Here is a 15,814-nt window from a genome sequence, read left to right as displayed (position 1 = left end):
TCTCCGGTTGTGTTGTGGTTGGCAGGTGGGAAAGCGTCGAAAAAGAGGAAGGGCCGGATGGGCGGGGCCCCGGTGCGGGGCTCCTGGGTTCAGATGACGTTCTTCTCCAGCAGCGGCTCGTTGCGCGCGATGCGCTCGATGGACAGCGGCGACAGGTCCAGGCTCTGGTAGCGCCCCGTCAGCATCAGCTCGGCCAGGCCGCGCCCCACGGCAGGGCACTGCTGCAGGCCATGGCCCGAGAACCCGTTGGCGAACACCAGGTTGTCGCACGTCGGATGCAGGCCCACGATGGCGTTGTGGTCGAAAGTGTTCATCTCGTAGTAGCCCGCCCAGGCGCCCTGCATGCGCAGTGCCTCGAAGCCCGGAATGCGCTCGGCCAGGGCAGGCCACACGTGGTCTTCAAAAGCGTGGTGCTCCGGCTCCAACGGCGCAAAGTCGGCATCGTCGCCAGCCTGCGGTGCAAAGCCGCAGATGAAGCCCGAGCCCTCGGGCCGCAGCCAGATGCCGCTGGTGTCGATGAGCAGCGGGCAGCCCGGCAGCGCCGCGGGGCTGGCCAGGTGGAACACCGTGCGGCGCTTGCCCACCACGGGCAGGCCGATGCCCGCCCAGCCCGCGATGGCCGCGGCCCAGGGGCCACCCGCGTTCACCGCAAAGCGGCACGGCAGCTCGCCACCGCTTTTCAGGCGGACGGCACGCACATGCCGCACGCCATCGCTAGCCACCAGGTCCAGGCCCACGGCCTCATCGGCCACGTAGCGCACGCCCTGGCTCTGCGCCTTCTTGCGCAGCGCGCTCAGCAGCAGGTAGCCGTCGAACCAGCCCTCGCCCGACAGCCCGAGCGACCCCAGCACCACGTCCTGCAGCGCCAGCCACGGAAAGCGCCCGGCCAGCTGCTGCGGGCCGAGCAGCGCCACATCGGCGCCGTGCCGCTTTTGCAGCGCATGGTTCTCGCGCAGCGTGGCCTCGCCCGCCTGGGTGGCCAGGTACAGGTAGCCGCCCTCGTGCAGGCTCACATCCGGCGCGTCGCCGCTGCAGGCCAGCAGTGTGTTCACATTGCGCAGAAAGCCGATGCCATAGGCCGAGATCTGGACATTGATGTCGGTGGAGAACTGCTGGCGGATGGAGCTGGCCGACAGCGCGGACGATGCGCGCGCATAGGTCGGGTCCCGCTCGACCACCACCACCGCGCAGCCCGGCTGCTGCAGCGTCAGGAAGTACGCGATGGCGCTGCCGATGACGCCGCCACCGATGACGACGATGGGTGGCGTTTCAGCCGGCATGAAAGCGCTTGCCACTGCGCTGCTCACACGTCGAAGGTCACGCCCTGCGCCAGCGGCAGTGCCGTGGAATAGTTGATGGTGTTCGTCGCCCTGCGCATGTAGGCTTTCCAGCTGTCGGAGCCCGCCTCGCGCCCGCCGCCGGTTTCCTTCTCGCCGCCAAACGCGCCGCCGATTTCCGCGCCGCTCGGGCCGATGTTCACGTTGGCAATGCCGCAGTCCGAGCCGGCTGCCGACATGAACAGCTCGGCCTCGCGCACATTGAGCGTGAAGATCGACGACGACAGGCCCGCGCCCACGGCGTTGTTCATCGCGATGGCCTCGTCCAGCGTGCTGTAGCGCACCACGTACAGGATGGGCGCGAAGGTTTCGTGCAGCGCGGGGCCGTCATGCCTTTGCAGCTCCACCAGGGCAGGGCGCACGTAGTACGCGTCCGCACCACCCAAACCTTCCACGCGGCCGCCGCCGTGCACCGCGGCACCCAGCGCACGGCTTTGTTCCAGCGCCTTTTGCATGCCTTCAAAGGCCATGCGGTCGATCAGCGGGCCCACCAGCGTGCCGGCGGTGCGCGGGTCGCCCACCTGCACGTTGGCGTACACCTTGGCCAGCTGGGGGACCAACTGATCGTAGATGCTGTCGTGCACGAACAGGCGGCGCAGCGTGGTGCAGCGCTGGCCCGCCGTGCCCATGGCGGCGAACGCGATGCCGCGCAGCGCCAGGTCCAGGTCGGCCGTGGGGGCCACGATGGCGGCATTGTTGCCGCCCAGCTCCAGGATGCCGCGCGCAAAACGTGCCGCCAGGCGCGGGCCCACCGCGCGGCCCATGGCGGTGGAGCCCGTGGCTGACAGCACGGGCACGCGGGCGTCATCCACCAGCACCTCGCCAATGTCGCGCTGGCCCACGATCAACTCCAGCAGGCCTTCGGGCGCGTCGGCACCAAACCGCGCGATGGCACGCTGCGCGATGGCGTGCGTGGCCAGGGCCGTGAGCGGGGTCTTTTCGGACGGCTTCCACACCACCGAATCACCACACACCAGCGCCAGCGCCGCGTTCCACGACCACACGGCCACCGGGAAGTTGAAGGCCGAGATCACGCCGCACACGCCCAGCGGGTGCCAGGTTTCCATCATGCGGTGGCCGGGGCGCTCGGTGGCAATCGTCAGGCCATACAGCTGGCGCGACAGGCCCACCGCGAAGTCGCAGATGTCGATCATCTCCTGCACCTCGCCCAGGCCTTCGGACGGAATCTTGCCCGCCTCGATGGTGACGAGCAGTCCCAGGTCCGCCTTGGCGGCGCGCAGCTCTTCGCCCAGCAGGCGCACCAGCTCGCCCCGGCGCGGCGCAGGCACGTTGCGCCACGCCTGGAAGGCCGCATGCGCACGGCCGATGGCGGCGGTCGCCTCGGCGGGGCCGTGCTGCGGCACCCGGGCCAGCACCTCGCCCGTGATGGGCGAGCGGGCGGCCAGCGTGCCCCCGGTGTAGCCCGCGCGGGGCACGCCCAGGCGTTGCAGCAATTGATCGACTTCGGTCACGAGGGGGGTGGCGGCAGGAGTGGCGGACATGGCGGCTCGCAAGGATCAGAAGGGCAGGAAAAAGGGGCAGCGCAGGAGAAAACACGCAATGAAGGCGCCAATATCCGCCAATCCTGCCGCGCTGGATAGCAAAAAAATGGAACTACTTGATCACAAATTGGAATGAAGTACCTGAAAATAGCAGTAGCCCGCACCGCACACCGCATCAGTGCCACGGACTTGAAAGGCCTTGCCTGGGCCACCGCCGATCATTCCCCCCACGCATGACCATGCTGCGCCGCTCCTTCCTGCCATCCACCGCCGATCTGCTGGCCTTTGAAACGGCTGCCCGCCACCAGAGCGTGTCGCGCGCGGCCGAGGAGCTGCACCTCACGCAAAGCGCCGTGTCACGCCAGATCCGCCAGCTGGAGGAGCAACTGGGCACCGCCCTCTTCCACCGCGTGCGCCAGCGCGTGGTGCTCACCGACGCGGGCCGCGTCTACGCCGCCGACGTGCTGGCCGTGCTGCAGCAGCTGTCGGCCAGCACGCAGAAGGCCATGGCGTTCGCGAGCACCGACGGCCTGCTCAACCTGGCCGTGCTGCCCACGCTGGGCACCCGCTGGCTCATACCACGCCTGGGCGGCTTCATGGCCCAGCACCCCGAGGCCATGGTCAATTTTTCGGCCCGCACCGAGCCCTTTGATTTCGCGGGAACACCGTTCGACGCGGCCATCCACTTCGGTGCGCCGCACTGGGCGGGTGCCGTGTGCGAATACCTGATGCACGAAGAGACGGTGCCCGTGTGCAGCCCCGCCTACCGCGACCGCCACCACATCCGCACGCCACAGGATCTGACCCGCGTGGTGCTGCTGCAGCAAAGCACGCGCCCCACCCAGTGGGCCGAGTGGTTCGAGCTGGTGGGCGCCCCCACGGCCCTGGCCCTGCGCGGCCCCCAGTCCGAACACTTCGCCATGATCGCCCAGGCCGCCGTCTCGCACCTGGGCGCGGCGCTGCTGCCGCGTTTCCTGATCGAGCAGGAACTGGCGGCGGGCAGCCTGGTGGAGCTGTCGGGCACGGTACTGACCAGCACCGATGCGTACTACCTCGTGTACCCGGAGGCGCGCGCGCAGACGCCGCTGGTGAAGGCGTTCAGGGACTGGGTGGTGGGGGAATGCGCAGGCCAGCGGCAAGCCCAAGGCTGAGGACCGGCGCGACGCCCCTGCACCACCGGGTCCATGGAATTTTTGAATAAAAATGCCTCCAGCCCTTTTGGCTAAAGCGCTGGCAGCTATGAAAAGTGAAGTGGCAGCACCGGGTACCCGGCGCCCGGGCCGCGCACCGGCAGGCCGTCATTCAGCTCCCGTCCACCAGCGGAAGTCCGCCAAGGCCCGGCGCGGGCGGCTCGATCGGTCCTGCACAAAACCCCTAGCGGAAACCAGGCAGCGGCTTCACGCGGGCCGCACTGCCCGGCTGCTGGCGGTTCCCGGCGGCTTGCGCGCGGTGCGGCCGGCCCGGCGATCCGCCCCCGCCAGTTCCTTGTCGTTCAATACGTACTGCGGGTTGTTGGTGAGGCGTTCCACGGCCAGGTCGATGAACGCCCGGGCGCGCACAGGCTGCGACGTCCTGCTGCCGAAGTACACAAAGTAGCTGGCGAAATCGGGCATGTGGTCGCGCAGGACGGGGACCAGTTGCCCCGAACGGATATAGGGCGCCGCGGTCACGCCCGCCAGCTGCCCCAGGACCTTGCCCGCCAGCACGGCCTGCAGCTCGAAGACTTCGTCATTGCTGCAGATGGCGGGCACGACCGGCTGGTCCACGGTCTGCTCCCCCAGCTTCACATGCCAGGGGGCGACCTTGCCCGTGCCGGGGTGGCGGAAAGCGCTGCAGCGGTGGGCGGCCAGGGCCGCCAGCGAGTCCGGCACGCCAAAGCGCTGCAAATACGCCGGTGCTCCGCAAATGACCATCTGCAACGGGAACAGCTTGCGGGCGATGACCCCTTCATGCGGCGAGGCGCCCAGGCGAAAGCCAACGTCCACCCGGTCCTCGACCCAGTTGCCCACCCGGTCGTCCAGGAGCACGTCGGGCTGGATGCCGGGGTGCCGTTCACAGAACTCCTCCACCAGGCGCCAGAGGATGGGCTGAAAAGCCGTGCGAGGGCCGGCTATGCGCAAGGGCCCGGCGAATTCGTCCCTGGCCGTCCGCGCGTTTTGCAGGGCGCGCTGCACGCCCAACAACGCGGGCTGCACGTCCTCCAGCAGGCGCTGCCCTGCATCGGTCAGCGACATCACCCGCGTCGTGCGATGGAACAGCCTCGCGTCCAGGTGTTCCTCCAGTTGCGCCAGCGCCTTGCTCGCCGCCTGCGGGCTGATGTCGAGCGCGTGTGCCGCCTTGCGCAGGCTGCCCAGCTCCGCGGCCTTGATGAAGGTGGATACGGAGCGGAGTTCGTTGATGGCCATGGCTGCTTCCTCCTGCCGGCATTGTCTCCATTTGGATGCGAATCCAGCAACCTATTTACCACTATCCGGATGTGAGTCCAGTTCCTAGACTTCGCCCCATAGTCCCCCGCGGAAACCCACCTTGCAACACCTCACCTTGAACAATGGCGTCCAGATGCCCGTCCTGGGCTTCGGTGTCTTCCAGATTCCCGATGCGCAGGAATGCGAACGCTGCGTGATCGACGCCATCCAGGCCGGCTACCGCTTGATCGACACCGCGGCGTCCTACCTGAACGAGGAAGCGGTCGGCAAGGGCCTGAAGGCCAGCGGCGTGGCGCGGGCCCAGCTTTTCGTGACGACCAAGCTCTGGGTTCAGGACGCCGGCTACGAGCGCACACAGCGGGCCATCGACACATCGCTGCGCCGCCTGCAGGTGGACTATCTGGACCTCTACCTCATCCACCAGCCATTCGGCGACGTGCATGGCGCCTGGCGCGCAATGGAGGAAGCCTGCCGCGCGGGCAAGCTGCGTGCCATCGGCGTCAGCAATTTCCACCCCGACCGACTGATGGACATCCAGGCGTTCAACCAGATCGCACCGGCCGTCAACCAGGTGGAGGTGAACCCGTTCCTGCAGCAGATCGAGAGCGCCGCCTTCATGCGGGAAATCGGCGTGCAGGCCCAGGCCTGGGCACCGTTTGCGGAAGGGCGCAACAACCTGTTCGAGAACGAGGTGCTCACCGACATCGGCAGGCGCCACGGCAAATCCGTGGGCCAGGTCGTGCTGCGCTGGCTGGCCCAGCGCGGCATCGCCACCCTGGCCAAGTCGGTGCGCAGGGAACGCATGGCGGAGAACATCGCCATCCTCGACTTCGAGCTCGATGCCGCGGACATGGCGCGCATTGCCACGCTCGACACCCGCACCAGCAGTTTCTTCTCCCACCGCGATCCCGCCATCGTCCAGTGGATGGCCGGGCGCAAGCTCGACCTCTGAGCCATGCGCATGAAGACACTGCTTTGCCTCGCCCTGTGCGGCGCAGCCACCGTGGCGAGCGCGCAGCGGCCCGGACCGGAAAGCGCCGCGCCCGCCGTTGCCGTCCGCACGGCCGCGCCGTCGCCCGCCGCGACCGGGGCGCCGGAGACCTTCACGGGCACCGTCGAGATCAGCACGCCGTTTCAGGCGCTGCCGCCGGGAAAGGCCGGCGGCGCAACGGTGCGTTTCGAGGCCCGGGCGCGCACGGCCTGGCACACCCATCCCCTGGGACAGACGCTCGTGGTCACGGCCGGCCTGGGCCTGGTGCAGCAGGCGGGGCAACCGGCCCAGTGGATCCGCCCCGGCGACGTGGTCGGCATCCCCGCCAACGTGCGCCACTGGCACGGCGCGGGCCCCGGCGGCCCCATGGCCCATGTCGCCATCGCCGAAAAGGAAGACGGCACCTCGGTAGCCTGGAAAGACAAGGTCAGCGATCAGGACTACGAGGCCGCCCTGGCCAGCGCGGGCCTGGCCGCGGCGGCTCCCGCCGCGATGCCGGCTGGACACGCCGGCCAGCACATCGTGCCCCCGCGGGCAGCGGCGCATGCACAGCCCGCCAGCGAAGTCCTGTCGGCCAGGCAGCAGGCCATCCCCCTGATGGCGTCCTTTGCGGCGGCCAGCAACATGCCCCGGCTCAACACGGCCTTGAACCAGGGGCTGGATGCGGGCATGACGGTCAGCGAGGCCAAGGAAGTTCTGGTGCAGCTTTACGCCTATGCGGGGTTCCCCAAGAGCCTCAACGCGCTTGGCGAACTGATGAAGGTCGTGCAGGAACGCAGGCAGCGCGGCATCCAGGACGCACCGGGCCGCGAACCCGGCCGCCGCATCGCCACCGGCGATGAACTGGTGGCGGCCGGCAAGGCGAACCAGACCGCGATCTCCGGCGGGCCGGTGCAGGGCCCGCTGTTCGACTTCGCGCCCGTCATCAACCAGTTCCTGCAGGCCCACTTGTTCGGCGACATCTTCGAGCGCGACAACCTCGACTGGCAAAGCCGCGAACTGGCCACGGTCGGCGCGCTCGCCGCCATGCCGGGCGTGGAGGCCCAGTTGCGCTCGCACCTGCGGGCCAGCCTGCGCGTGGGCCTGAGTGCCACGCAGCTGCGGCAACTGGTGCAGGTGCTGGCAGAACAGGGCGATCCAGATGCCGCCCATCGCGCCCAAGACGCGCTCACGCAGGCGGTTGCCGCCGCATCGAAAGGTTGAACATGGACACCCACCGAATCCTGTGGGCCGCCGCCCTTGCCCTGCCGGCGCTCATCACCGGCTGTGCAACCCCTTCTCCCCAGGGCACCGGCAACGCCCCTGGTCCGCTGGTGATCCAGGCCCAGGGGAGCTTCGCCGTCGGCGGGACCGTGCAGAAAACCCCCGGAAACTACGACAACAACAAGCCGGGCGCTTCGGGCCAGAGTTTCCACGGCGACCACCTCTATGCCTTCTACCAGGTGCCGCAGAACCCGAAGGCATTGCCCATCGTGATGCTGCATGGCGCCTTCCAGTCCGCGCGCAGCTGGGAAACCACGGCGGACGGGCGCGAGGGCTTTCAGACCTTGTTCCTGCGCCGTGGCTTTCCGGTCTACGTGGTGGACCAGCCGCGCCGTGGCCGGGCCGGCAGCAGCACGGTCGCGGCAACGATCGAGCCGGCACCCAACGACCAGCTGTTCTTCGACCAGTTCCGGATGGGCAAGTGGCCGAACTACTTCGGCAATGTCCAGTTCGACCGCAAGCCGGAGACGCTGGAGCAGTTCTTCCGCTCGGTCACCCCCAACACCGGCCCCTACGACGCCGGCGTGGTAGCAGACGCCCTGTCGGCGCTGTTCACCAAAATCGGCCCGGCGATCCTGTTCACGCATTCGCAAGCCGGCGGCCCGGGTTGGCTGGCGGCAATCAAGAACCCGAACGTCAAGGCGATCGTCGCTTTCGAGCCGGGCAGCGGCTTCATCTTTCCGCGGGGCGAGTTGCCCCAGGCCATGCCCAGTGCGGCCGGGACGCTGTCGCCCGAGGCGGTGCCGATGCCGGACTTCCTGAAGCTCACCCGGCTCCCGATCACCATCTACTACGGCGACAACTTCCCGGTCGAGCCCACCCCGGAGCGCGGCCAGGACAACTGGCGTGTGCGGCTGGCCATGGCCCGGCTGTGGGTCGACGCCGTCAACAGGCACGGCGGCGACGCCCGGCTGGTGCACCTTCCGGAGATTGGAGTGCGCGGCAACACGCACTTCCTGATGTCCGACTTGAACAACCTGCAGATCGCGCAGCTGGTGTCGCAGTTTCTGGCCCACAAGAAGCTGGACTGATGTACCCGGCCGCGCCATGCCGCGCAGGCAGACCACAAAAATGATTGGAGCTTGAATGAAACACGAAGCCGTCAATGAAAAGCGCCGCGAGTTCCTTGGGACCTCGGCCCTTGCCATCTCAGCCGCCGCCATCGGTGTTCCCGCCATGGCCACACCCACCTCCGCTGTCGCCGCTGGTGGCGGCAGCAAGAATCCCTTCACGCTGGTCTATGCCGGCGCGATCACGAAGAACGAGCCGGGCAAGGTCCACATCCGCCCGGTGAAGTACAAGCTCAACGGCCTGGACATCGTCGCCAACGTCTACACCCCGGCGAACCACGATCCCAAGAAGAAATACCCCGCGATCGTCGTGGCGCACCCGAACGGCGGCGTGAAGGAGCAGGTCGCCGGCCTGTATGCCCAGCACCTGGCGGAGCAGGGCTACATCACGATCGCGATGGACGCGGCGTATCAGGGCGGCAGCGGCGGCCAGCCACGCAGCACGGACAAGCCGCAATTTCGCACGGAGGACATTCACGGTGCGGCCGACTTCATCACCCGCTATCCAGGTGTCGATGCGGCGCGCCTGGGACTGCTCGGCATTTGTGGTGGCGGCGGCTATGCGCTGTCGGCAGCGAAGTCAGACAAGCGCTTCAAGACGCTGGCGACGCTCAGCATGTTCAACTCCGGACGGGTCCGCCGCAACGGGTTTTCCGACTCCCAGCTGGATACGATCCAGAAGCGCTTGAAGGACGCGTCGGATGCGCGCGCCCAGGAGAAGGCGGGAGGCAAGGTTCTCTATTCGGGCGATGCCGACATGACGGATGCGCAGATTGCGGCGTTGCCATTCGAGATGTACCGGCAGGGCTACGAATACTACTGGCGCACCCATGCGCATCCGGGCTCCACGTTCAAATACACCACGAGCAGCTTGATGGACCTGATGCGCTGGGATGCCACCGAGGAGATCGAACTGATCCAGCAACCGCTGCTGATGATCGCGGGCAGCAAGGCTGACAGCTTGTACATGACCGAAGATGCGTTCGCCAAGGCCACGGGCGCGAAGGACAAGGAACTGTTCAAGATCGAAGGCGCCACGCACATCGAGACCTACTGGGTGCCCCATTATGTGGAAGCCGCTATGGGCCAGCTGATTCCGTTCTACGCCAGGACCTTGTGATCCGGAAAGAACCCCGTCTTCACGGCGCTTCCACCCGATTGCGCCCTGACGCCTTGGCCCGGTACAGCCCGCCATCCGCCGCCTCGATCAGTTGCCGCTCGCACCCCTGCGCGTAAGGCCCTGCCATCGTGGCGGCTCCCACGCTCACCGTGACGCAGCCCCACGAGCTGCCGCTGTGCGCGATGGCCAGCGTCTCGATCCGCTCCCGCACGACCTCCGCCACAATGCGCGCCCCCTGAAGATCCGTGCCGGGAAGAATGATCGCCAGTTCTTCCCCGCCGTAGCGCGCCACGAGGTCACCGGGGCGTTTGGCGTACTGCACCAGGCATTTCGACACCGCCTGCAGGCAGGCATCGCCCGCCACATGGCCGTAGGTGTCGTTGAAACCCTTGAAGTAGTCGATATCGATGAGCAGCAGGGACAGCGGCGTCCCCTGCCGGCTCGCGCGGCGGCACTCCATGTTCAGGGTTTCGTCGAAGCAGCGACGATTGGCCAGGCCCGTGAGCTGGTCTTGCGCGGCCAGCGCCTCCAGCTTCTGGTTCACCCGCATCAGATCCTCGCGCGCAGCCACGAGGGAGGCCTCGGCGCGGGTCCGGCGGCGGATGTCGAGCAGCAGCCGCCAGCCGATGACCGCGATGCCCAGGAGCAAGGCACCGACGACGGCCGCAGTGAGCAGCGCCTGATGCCGCCAGCCGGACAGGGCTTCTTCCTTGCCCACCGCCACGGTGGTGACCACGGGATACCGGTCGCTCTTGCGAAAGGCGTACAGCCGCTGCGTTCCGTCGATGCCGGACTTGAACGAGGCCGTGCCGGACACGGCGCCGGAGTAGACGCGCTGGAAATTGGCCGATTTGGAGAAGTCGCGGCCCAGGTCCTGCTCGCGGTAGGGATAGCGAACGAGCATCTGCCCGCCCGTGGTCGACAGCCCGATGGCGCCTTGGTCGCCCACGTCGATCTTGCCGAACAGCTCCAGAAAGCTCTTGATGCCCAGGCTCACCACCACCACGCCGCCAAAGCGCCTGTCCTTGTCCTCGAAGCGCTGGCTGATGGTGATGACCCAGTCGCCGGTGGAGCGGCTCCGGATGGCCGGCCCGATGAAGGGCTCGCGCGACGCGCTGTCGCGGTGGTGGGCAAAGAAGGCCCTGTCCGTGCTGTTGGCCTGGGCCGGCAAGCGCCCGGCCGAAGACATGAGCCAGTCGCCGGTGGCGCCATAGATGACGATGCCATTGAGCTGGGTCAGCAAATGTTCCTGCTGGTCGATCAGCCGCTGCAGGCGCTGCATGTGCTGGGGGCCGGTGCCCTCTTCCTCCAGCCGCTCCACGATGCCCAGCAGCAGCATGGCGCTTTGCGTGATGACGCCTTCGGTGTAGGTGTTGAGGGTCTGCGCCAGGTTGAGGTTCTGGGTGTCGATTTCGGCCAGCGAGCGCTCTCGCGCCGACCACATCTGCCAGGCGGTGGCGGCAGCCACCGAGAGGTACACAACGGTCAGCAGCAGCACTGCCAGGCGAACATCACGCTTCATCGATTCATTTCCACCCACCAGCACACCCAGCAAACGTCAGGACAGATCGGCGGCCTGGCTGGCCTCTACCCCTCTGCGGACCATACTAAGTGATTGGTGGTGGCTTTGCTACTGGGATGAAACCCCACCTTTCAGAAACCCGCCGCGCGGGCGGTGGCGTGCGTGCCTGGGCTTGCGCGCCTTCAGGGGCGCCGCACGGCCTCGCGCACCATCAGCCAGTACGTGCGGCCGGAGACCGGTTCAACGCACTCCACCGTGCGCGTGAACCCCAGGCGCCGGTAGAACGGCAGGCTGAGCGGGTTGAAGGTTTCCAGAAAGCAGATGGCGCGCGCCAGGTCTGCGCGGGCCAGCGTCAGCCGCAGCAGTCCCTGCGCCAGCCCCTGGCCCTGCGCAGCAGGTCGCACGCCCAGGATGGACAGGTACCACGCACCCCGCAGGTCGCCGGGCACCTGCTCCTCCATGGCGGCGGCGATGCGCACATAGTTGGCGAAACCTGCGGGCCCGAGCAGCCGGGAAAGCCCCTGGGTGCGGCGCTCGCCGTGCTGGGCCTGCGCGCTGGCCGTGGCCTCCTGGGTCAGCCAGAGGGCGGCGCCGTCGGCGCCCGACACATGCACCTCGCCCACGGCGCGGGCCTCGGCCAGGGCCAGCGCGAAGTAGTGGGCCAGCACACGGTGCCGCAGGGCGGGGTCGGCCGCGTGGTCGATGGTGACGGCCTGATAGAACGCATCGTCCCGCAGCGCTTCGGCCAGGGCGCCGCACACGGGAGCAAAAGGTTCCAGTGCGCCGCTCGCGGGTGGCTGCGCCGGCGTGGCATGGGGTTGCATGGGCCTCCAGGGAGCGCTATTGCAGGTTCTGCAGCGCGTAGACGAACGCGGCGTCGCCCAGGAACTCCACCATGCGCGGGTGGTAGGCATTGTGAAACGCCTTCATGTCGGCATTGTCGGCATAGAACAGCACGGTGCCCACATAAGCGTCGCGCGACGGCACGTAAAAACGCGCGACGATGGAAAAGTGCTTTTCCATCAGGGCCTGGATGGCCTCGGATTCAGGGGCGTGCGCATCGATCAGCGGTGCCAGCTCCTGGTAGAACGCAGTGAAGTCGGCATGCACTTGGGGCTTGTCCACGTGCGCCCAGTCGTTGGTGGCCGCCAGGGATTGCTCCTGCTCAGCCCGCTGCGCGGCGCGGCATTGGTCGAGGTATTCGGGGGTGGTCTGCTGCAGGCCCATGGTGTTCGTTTTTTTCTTGTCTTGAAGAGGCGGGTCGGTCAACACGGCGTGCATCGCCGGCCCGCAAACCGCCAGGGGGAGCGCGGACTATAGCGGGGCGGACTGCCACCATGCTGTCCAGCGTTTTTCTGCGGCCACGCGGATGGCGGCCGGGACTTGCCGAGCGCGGGCCGCGCGCCGCCAGGCCAGCACCTCAGCCCAGGGGGTCGGATGCGCTCGCCCGGTCCGCGCCGGGCACCACCCGCTGCGCTGGCGGCGAACCCGCCAGGCTTTGTGCAGGCCGGCGCAGGGTGGCGTCAAAGGGGTTGATCCGGGGCCCGATGGCAGCGGCCTCGCGCTTGAGCAGCTCCACCACCGTGGGCATGCGGTCGGCGTTCAGGCGGTCGGCGATGGTGCCCACGCTCAGCGCCGCCACGGCGCGGCCTTCGCGGTCGCAGATGGGCACGGCCACCCCGGCCATGCCTTCGAGCAGGCCGGTGTTGCGGCCCGCGTAGCCCTGCTGGCGCACGCGCTCGATCTCGGTGCGCAAATACACCTCGTCGTACACGCCGTACTCGCGCACGCGCGACAGGTTGAAGCGGATGACCTCTTCGCGCTCGGCCTCGGGCAGGAAGGCCAGGATGGCCAGCGCGCCCTGCCCCACCCCCAGCGCCACGCGGCCACCGATGTCGCCGGTGAACGAACGGATCGGGAAGGGCCCCTCGCTGCGGTCCAGGCAGATGGCGTCGAAGCCGCTGCGCGCCAGCAAAAAGATGCTGTCACCCAGGCTGCCGCACAGCCGCAGCAGCGCCGGGCGGCACAGGCTGCGCAGGTCGCCCGGGTTGCCGGCGCGCGCAGCCAGGGCGAAGAAGTCCATGCTCAGCCGGTAGAGCTTGCTGCGCTCGTCCTGCTCGACCATGCCTTCTGCCACCAGTGATTGCAGCAAACGGTGCGTGGTGCCCTGCGTGAGGCCGATGGCACGCGCCAATTGGGTGACCCGGCCGCCCTCGGCCTGCACGGCCACCAGGGCGCGGATGAGTGCAAAGACCCGGGGTACGCCGCCCGTGCCTGCGGTTGCTGCTTCCATGCATCGCTCCTGCGGAATAGATGGGCTTCATTCTACCGATCATATTCCAACTATCGGAATAATTTAAAGAAAAATTCTGATTAATGGAATACCCGGTGCGATCTGGTTCGGTTGTTGCAATAGAGTGAACTGAAAACGCCAAGGCTCTCCATCCTGAACGACCCCATGCACCACGGCGGTGCAGCAGTGGCAAGCCACCTTGTTCAGCAGAGGCAGCCCGGCACAAAGACATCCATGCGCGCGCCGCTCGGAGCACGCGCATCGCAGGAAACCGGAATCCGAAGAAAGGCCCCCATGTCCTTCCTGAAGCTCAGTGATGTGACCAAGTTCTACGGCAGCACCTGCGCGGTGCAGTCCATGAACCTCACGGTGGAAAAAGGCGAATTCGTCTCCCTGCTGGGCCCCTCGGGCTGCGGCAAGACCACTACCTTGCAGATGGTGGCGGGCTTCGAGGCGGTCAGCAGCGGCCGCATCGAGCTGGACGGGCGCGACATCACCCACGCCAAAGCCAACACGCGCGGGCTGGGCATCGTGTTCCAGAGCTATGCGCTTTTTCCGCACATGACGGTGGCCGACAACGTGAGCTTTGGCCTGGAGATGCGCAAGGTGCCCAAGGCCGAGCGCAAGGACCGCGTGGCCCAGGCCCTGGGCCTCGTGCACCTGGAGGCGCACGCCACGCGCTACCCCCGCGAACTGTCGGGCGGCCAGCGCCAGCGCGTGGCCCTGGCGCGCGCACTGGTCATCGAGCCCCCCGTGCTGCTGCTGGACGAGCCCCTGTCCAACCTGGACGCCAAGCTGCGCGAGGAGATGCAGTTCGAGCTGCGCCAGATCCAGCGCAAGGTGGGCACCACCACGGTGATGGTCACGCACGACCAGAGCGAGGCCATGTCCATCAGCGACCGCGTGGTGGTGATGGAGGCCGGCCGCGCCACGCAGATCGACCACCCGCACCGCGTGTACGAGCACCCGCGCACCCGCTTCATCTCCACCTTCGTGGGCAAGGCCAACCTGGTGCCCGGCAAGGTGACCTCGGCCAACAACACGCACACCCACGTGGGCGCGGGGCCCATCGAGGTGCGGGTGGACGGCGCGCAGTTTCGCCCCGGCGCGGCCGTGCTGCTGAGCGTGCGGCCCGAAAAACTGCAGCTAGTGCCTGCGGTGCAGGGCCGCATCGGCGGCGAGGTGCGCGAACGCTTCTTTCTGGGCAGCCAGTGGCTGTACCGCGTGGACACCCCCCTGGGCGACCTGATGGTGCTGGCGCCCAACGACGGCCGCAACGCGCTGGACGAAGGCGACCGCACCGGCCTGGACTGGCCCGACCACTGCATGCGCCTGCTGCCCGCCGATGAAGCCGCAACGGCAGGCGCCGAGGCCGAGGCCACGCCATGACAGCCGCCCCATCGACCCTGTCCGCAGCACCCCACCCGCTGCTGGGCAAGAAGGCCATGCCCTGGTGGCTGTCCGGCCCGGCGCTGCTGCTGTTCACCGTGCTGCTGCTGGTGCCGTTGGCGCTCACGGCGGTGCTGTCTTTCAACGCGTTCGACCCGGCCACGGGGGTGAAGGCGGGCGAGTTCACGCTGGAGCACTACCGCCATGTGTTTGCCGATTCGTACTACCACGCGATCTTCTGGCGCACGTTCTGGATCGCCGGGCTGGTCACGCTGATCTGCGTGGCCATCGGCGCGCCCGAGGCCTATGTGCTCAGCCGCATGCGCAACCCGTGGCGCTCCATCCTGCTGCTGGTGGTGCTGGCGCCCTTGCTGGTGTCGGTGGTGGTGCGGGCCTTTGGCTGGAGCATGCTGCTCGGCCCCGAGGGGCTGGTGAACGCTGCCTTCGGCCTGGTGGGCATCGGCCCGGTGAAGATGCTCTACACCGAGATCGCCGTGGTGGTGGCGCTGGTGCACGTGATGCTGCCCTTCATGGTGATCCCCGTGTGGACATCGCTGCAGAAGCTGGACCCGGGCGTGGAGAACGCCGCGCTGTCGCTGCGGGCCTCGCCCTTCACCACGCTGCGGCGCATCGTGCTGCCGCAGGTGCTGCCGGGCATCTTGTCGGGCAGCCTGATCGTGTTCGGCCTGGCCGCCAGCTCGTTCGCCATTCCCGGCCTGCTGGGCGGGCGGCGGCTGAAGATGGTGGCCACGGTGGTGTACGACGAGTACCTGCACGAGCTGAACTGGCCGCTGGGCGCCGCCATTGCGCTGACCTTGCTGGTGGCCAACCTGGTGGTGATGCTGAGCTACAACCGCCTGGTTGAAGGCCGCTATAAGAAATCTCTCGGGTAAGTATGACC

15 protein-coding genes are annotated in these 15,814 nt (G+C 67.8%); 8 read left to right on the top strand and 7 right to left on the bottom strand.

The genetic code is table 11. The annotated features are described in order from the left end of the window. Positions 1-89: 89 nt before the first annotated feature. Together AC07OC_RS14665 and amaB are read right to left on the bottom strand one after the other, a co-directional pair. Positions 90-1,280 (bottom strand): NAD(P)/FAD-dependent oxidoreductase, encoded by a 1,191-nt coding sequence (locus AC07OC_RS14665; protein ID WP_218340086.1) that lies wholly within the window; start codon positions 1,278-1,280, stop codon positions 90-92. 23 nt (positions 1,281-1,303) lie between these two features. Further along, positions 1,304-2,839 carry an L-piperidine-6-carboxylate dehydrogenase gene (gene amaB, locus AC07OC_RS14660; RefSeq protein ID WP_218295623.1) on the bottom strand — a complete coding sequence of 512 codons (1,536 nt, stop codon included), beginning with the start codon at positions 2,837-2,839 and terminating at the stop codon, positions 1,304-1,306. Between amaB and AC07OC_RS14655 the strand changes: the two genes are divergently transcribed. After that, entirely contained in the window at positions 2,838-2,975 is a 138-nt protein-coding gene (locus AC07OC_RS14655) for a hypothetical protein (protein WP_218340085.1), read from the top strand. The genes amaB and AC07OC_RS14655 overlap by 2 nt on opposite strands. Before the next feature lie 103 nt (positions 2,976-3,078). Then, positions 3,079-3,990, top strand: coding sequence for a LysR family transcriptional regulator (locus AC07OC_RS14650; RefSeq protein ID WP_218295624.1), 912 nt, complete (start codon positions 3,079-3,081; stop codon positions 3,988-3,990). Positions 3,991-4,236: 246 nt separating this feature from the next. Here AC07OC_RS14650 and AC07OC_RS14645 read toward each other — a convergent pair whose 3' ends face one another. Beyond that, complete coding sequence (locus tag AC07OC_RS14645) at positions 4,237-5,244, bottom strand: LysR family transcriptional regulator (protein WP_218340084.1); 1,008 nt, start codon at positions 5,242-5,244, stop codon at positions 4,237-4,239. Positions 5,245-5,365: 121 nt separating this feature from the next. On the opposite strand from AC07OC_RS14645, the gene AC07OC_RS14640 reads away from it, so the two are divergent. The 4 genes from AC07OC_RS14640 to AC07OC_RS14625 are packed head-to-tail and all read left to right on the top strand — an operon-like array spanning position 5,366 to position 9,709. Then, entirely contained in the window at positions 5,366-6,217 is an 852-nt protein-coding gene (locus AC07OC_RS14640; protein WP_255591097.1) for an aldo/keto reductase, read from the top strand. Positions 6,218-6,226: 9 nt separating this feature from the next. After that, positions 6,227-7,459 carry a (R)-mandelonitrile lyase gene (locus tag AC07OC_RS14635; protein WP_218340083.1) on the top strand — a complete coding sequence of 411 codons (1,233 nt, stop codon included), beginning with the start codon at positions 6,227-6,229 and terminating at the stop codon, positions 7,457-7,459. A gap of 2 nt (positions 7,460-7,461) precedes the next feature. Next, positions 7,462-8,550 (top strand): alpha/beta hydrolase, encoded by a 1,089-nt coding sequence (locus tag AC07OC_RS14630; protein WP_218340082.1) that lies wholly within the window; start codon positions 7,462-7,464, stop codon positions 8,548-8,550. Positions 8,551-8,605: 55 nt separating this feature from the next. Then, positions 8,606-9,709: an alpha/beta hydrolase gene (locus AC07OC_RS14625; RefSeq protein ID WP_218340081.1), complete on the top strand. Its 1,104-nt coding sequence runs from the start codon at positions 8,606-8,608 to the stop codon at positions 9,707-9,709. A 19-nt stretch (positions 9,710-9,728) separates the two neighbouring features. Here AC07OC_RS14625 and AC07OC_RS14620 read toward each other — a convergent pair whose 3' ends face one another. The 4 genes from AC07OC_RS14620 to AC07OC_RS14605 all read right to left on the bottom strand — a co-directional run bounded on the left by AC07OC_RS14620 (position 9,729) and on the right by AC07OC_RS14605 (position 13,524). After that, positions 9,729-11,231: a sensor domain-containing diguanylate cyclase gene (locus tag AC07OC_RS14620; RefSeq protein ID WP_218340080.1), complete on the bottom strand. Its 1,503-nt coding sequence runs from the start codon at positions 11,229-11,231 to the stop codon at positions 9,729-9,731. A gap of 182 nt (positions 11,232-11,413) precedes the next feature. Beyond that, a complete protein-coding gene (locus tag AC07OC_RS14615; RefSeq protein ID WP_218340079.1) occupies positions 11,414-12,055 on the bottom strand; it encodes a GNAT family N-acetyltransferase in 642 nt (213 codons plus the stop codon). A 16-nt stretch (positions 12,056-12,071) separates the two neighbouring features. After that, the gene (locus AC07OC_RS14610; protein WP_255591096.1) at positions 12,072-12,500 is read right to left on the bottom strand and encodes a TipAS antibiotic-recognition domain-containing protein; all 429 of its coding nucleotides are present in this window, start codon (positions 12,498-12,500) and stop codon (positions 12,072-12,074) included. Positions 12,501-12,651: 151 nt separating this feature from the next. Further along, positions 12,652-13,524 carry an IclR family transcriptional regulator gene (locus AC07OC_RS14605; protein WP_369643023.1) on the bottom strand — a complete coding sequence of 291 codons (873 nt, stop codon included), beginning with the start codon at positions 13,522-13,524 and terminating at the stop codon, positions 12,652-12,654. 294 nt (positions 13,525-13,818) lie between these two features. On the opposite strand from AC07OC_RS14605, the gene AC07OC_RS14600 reads away from it, so the two are divergent. Both AC07OC_RS14600 and AC07OC_RS14595 read left to right on the top strand, forming a co-directional pair. Beyond that, complete coding sequence (locus AC07OC_RS14600) at positions 13,819-14,913, top strand: ABC transporter ATP-binding protein (protein ID WP_218340077.1); 1,095 nt, start codon at positions 13,819-13,821, stop codon at positions 14,911-14,913. Beyond that, positions 14,910-15,806: an ABC transporter permease gene (locus AC07OC_RS14595; RefSeq protein WP_218340076.1), complete on the top strand. Its 897-nt coding sequence runs from the start codon at positions 14,910-14,912 to the stop codon at positions 15,804-15,806. Before AC07OC_RS14600 ends, AC07OC_RS14595 begins: the two co-directional genes overlap by 4 nt. Positions 15,807-15,814 lie beyond the last annotated feature (8 nt).

The organism is Acidovorax sp. GW821-FHT10E04, from assembly GCF_059415185.1.
The sequence above is the reverse complement of the archived record's forward strand: the minus strand, read 5'-3'. Positions and strand labels throughout refer to the sequence as shown.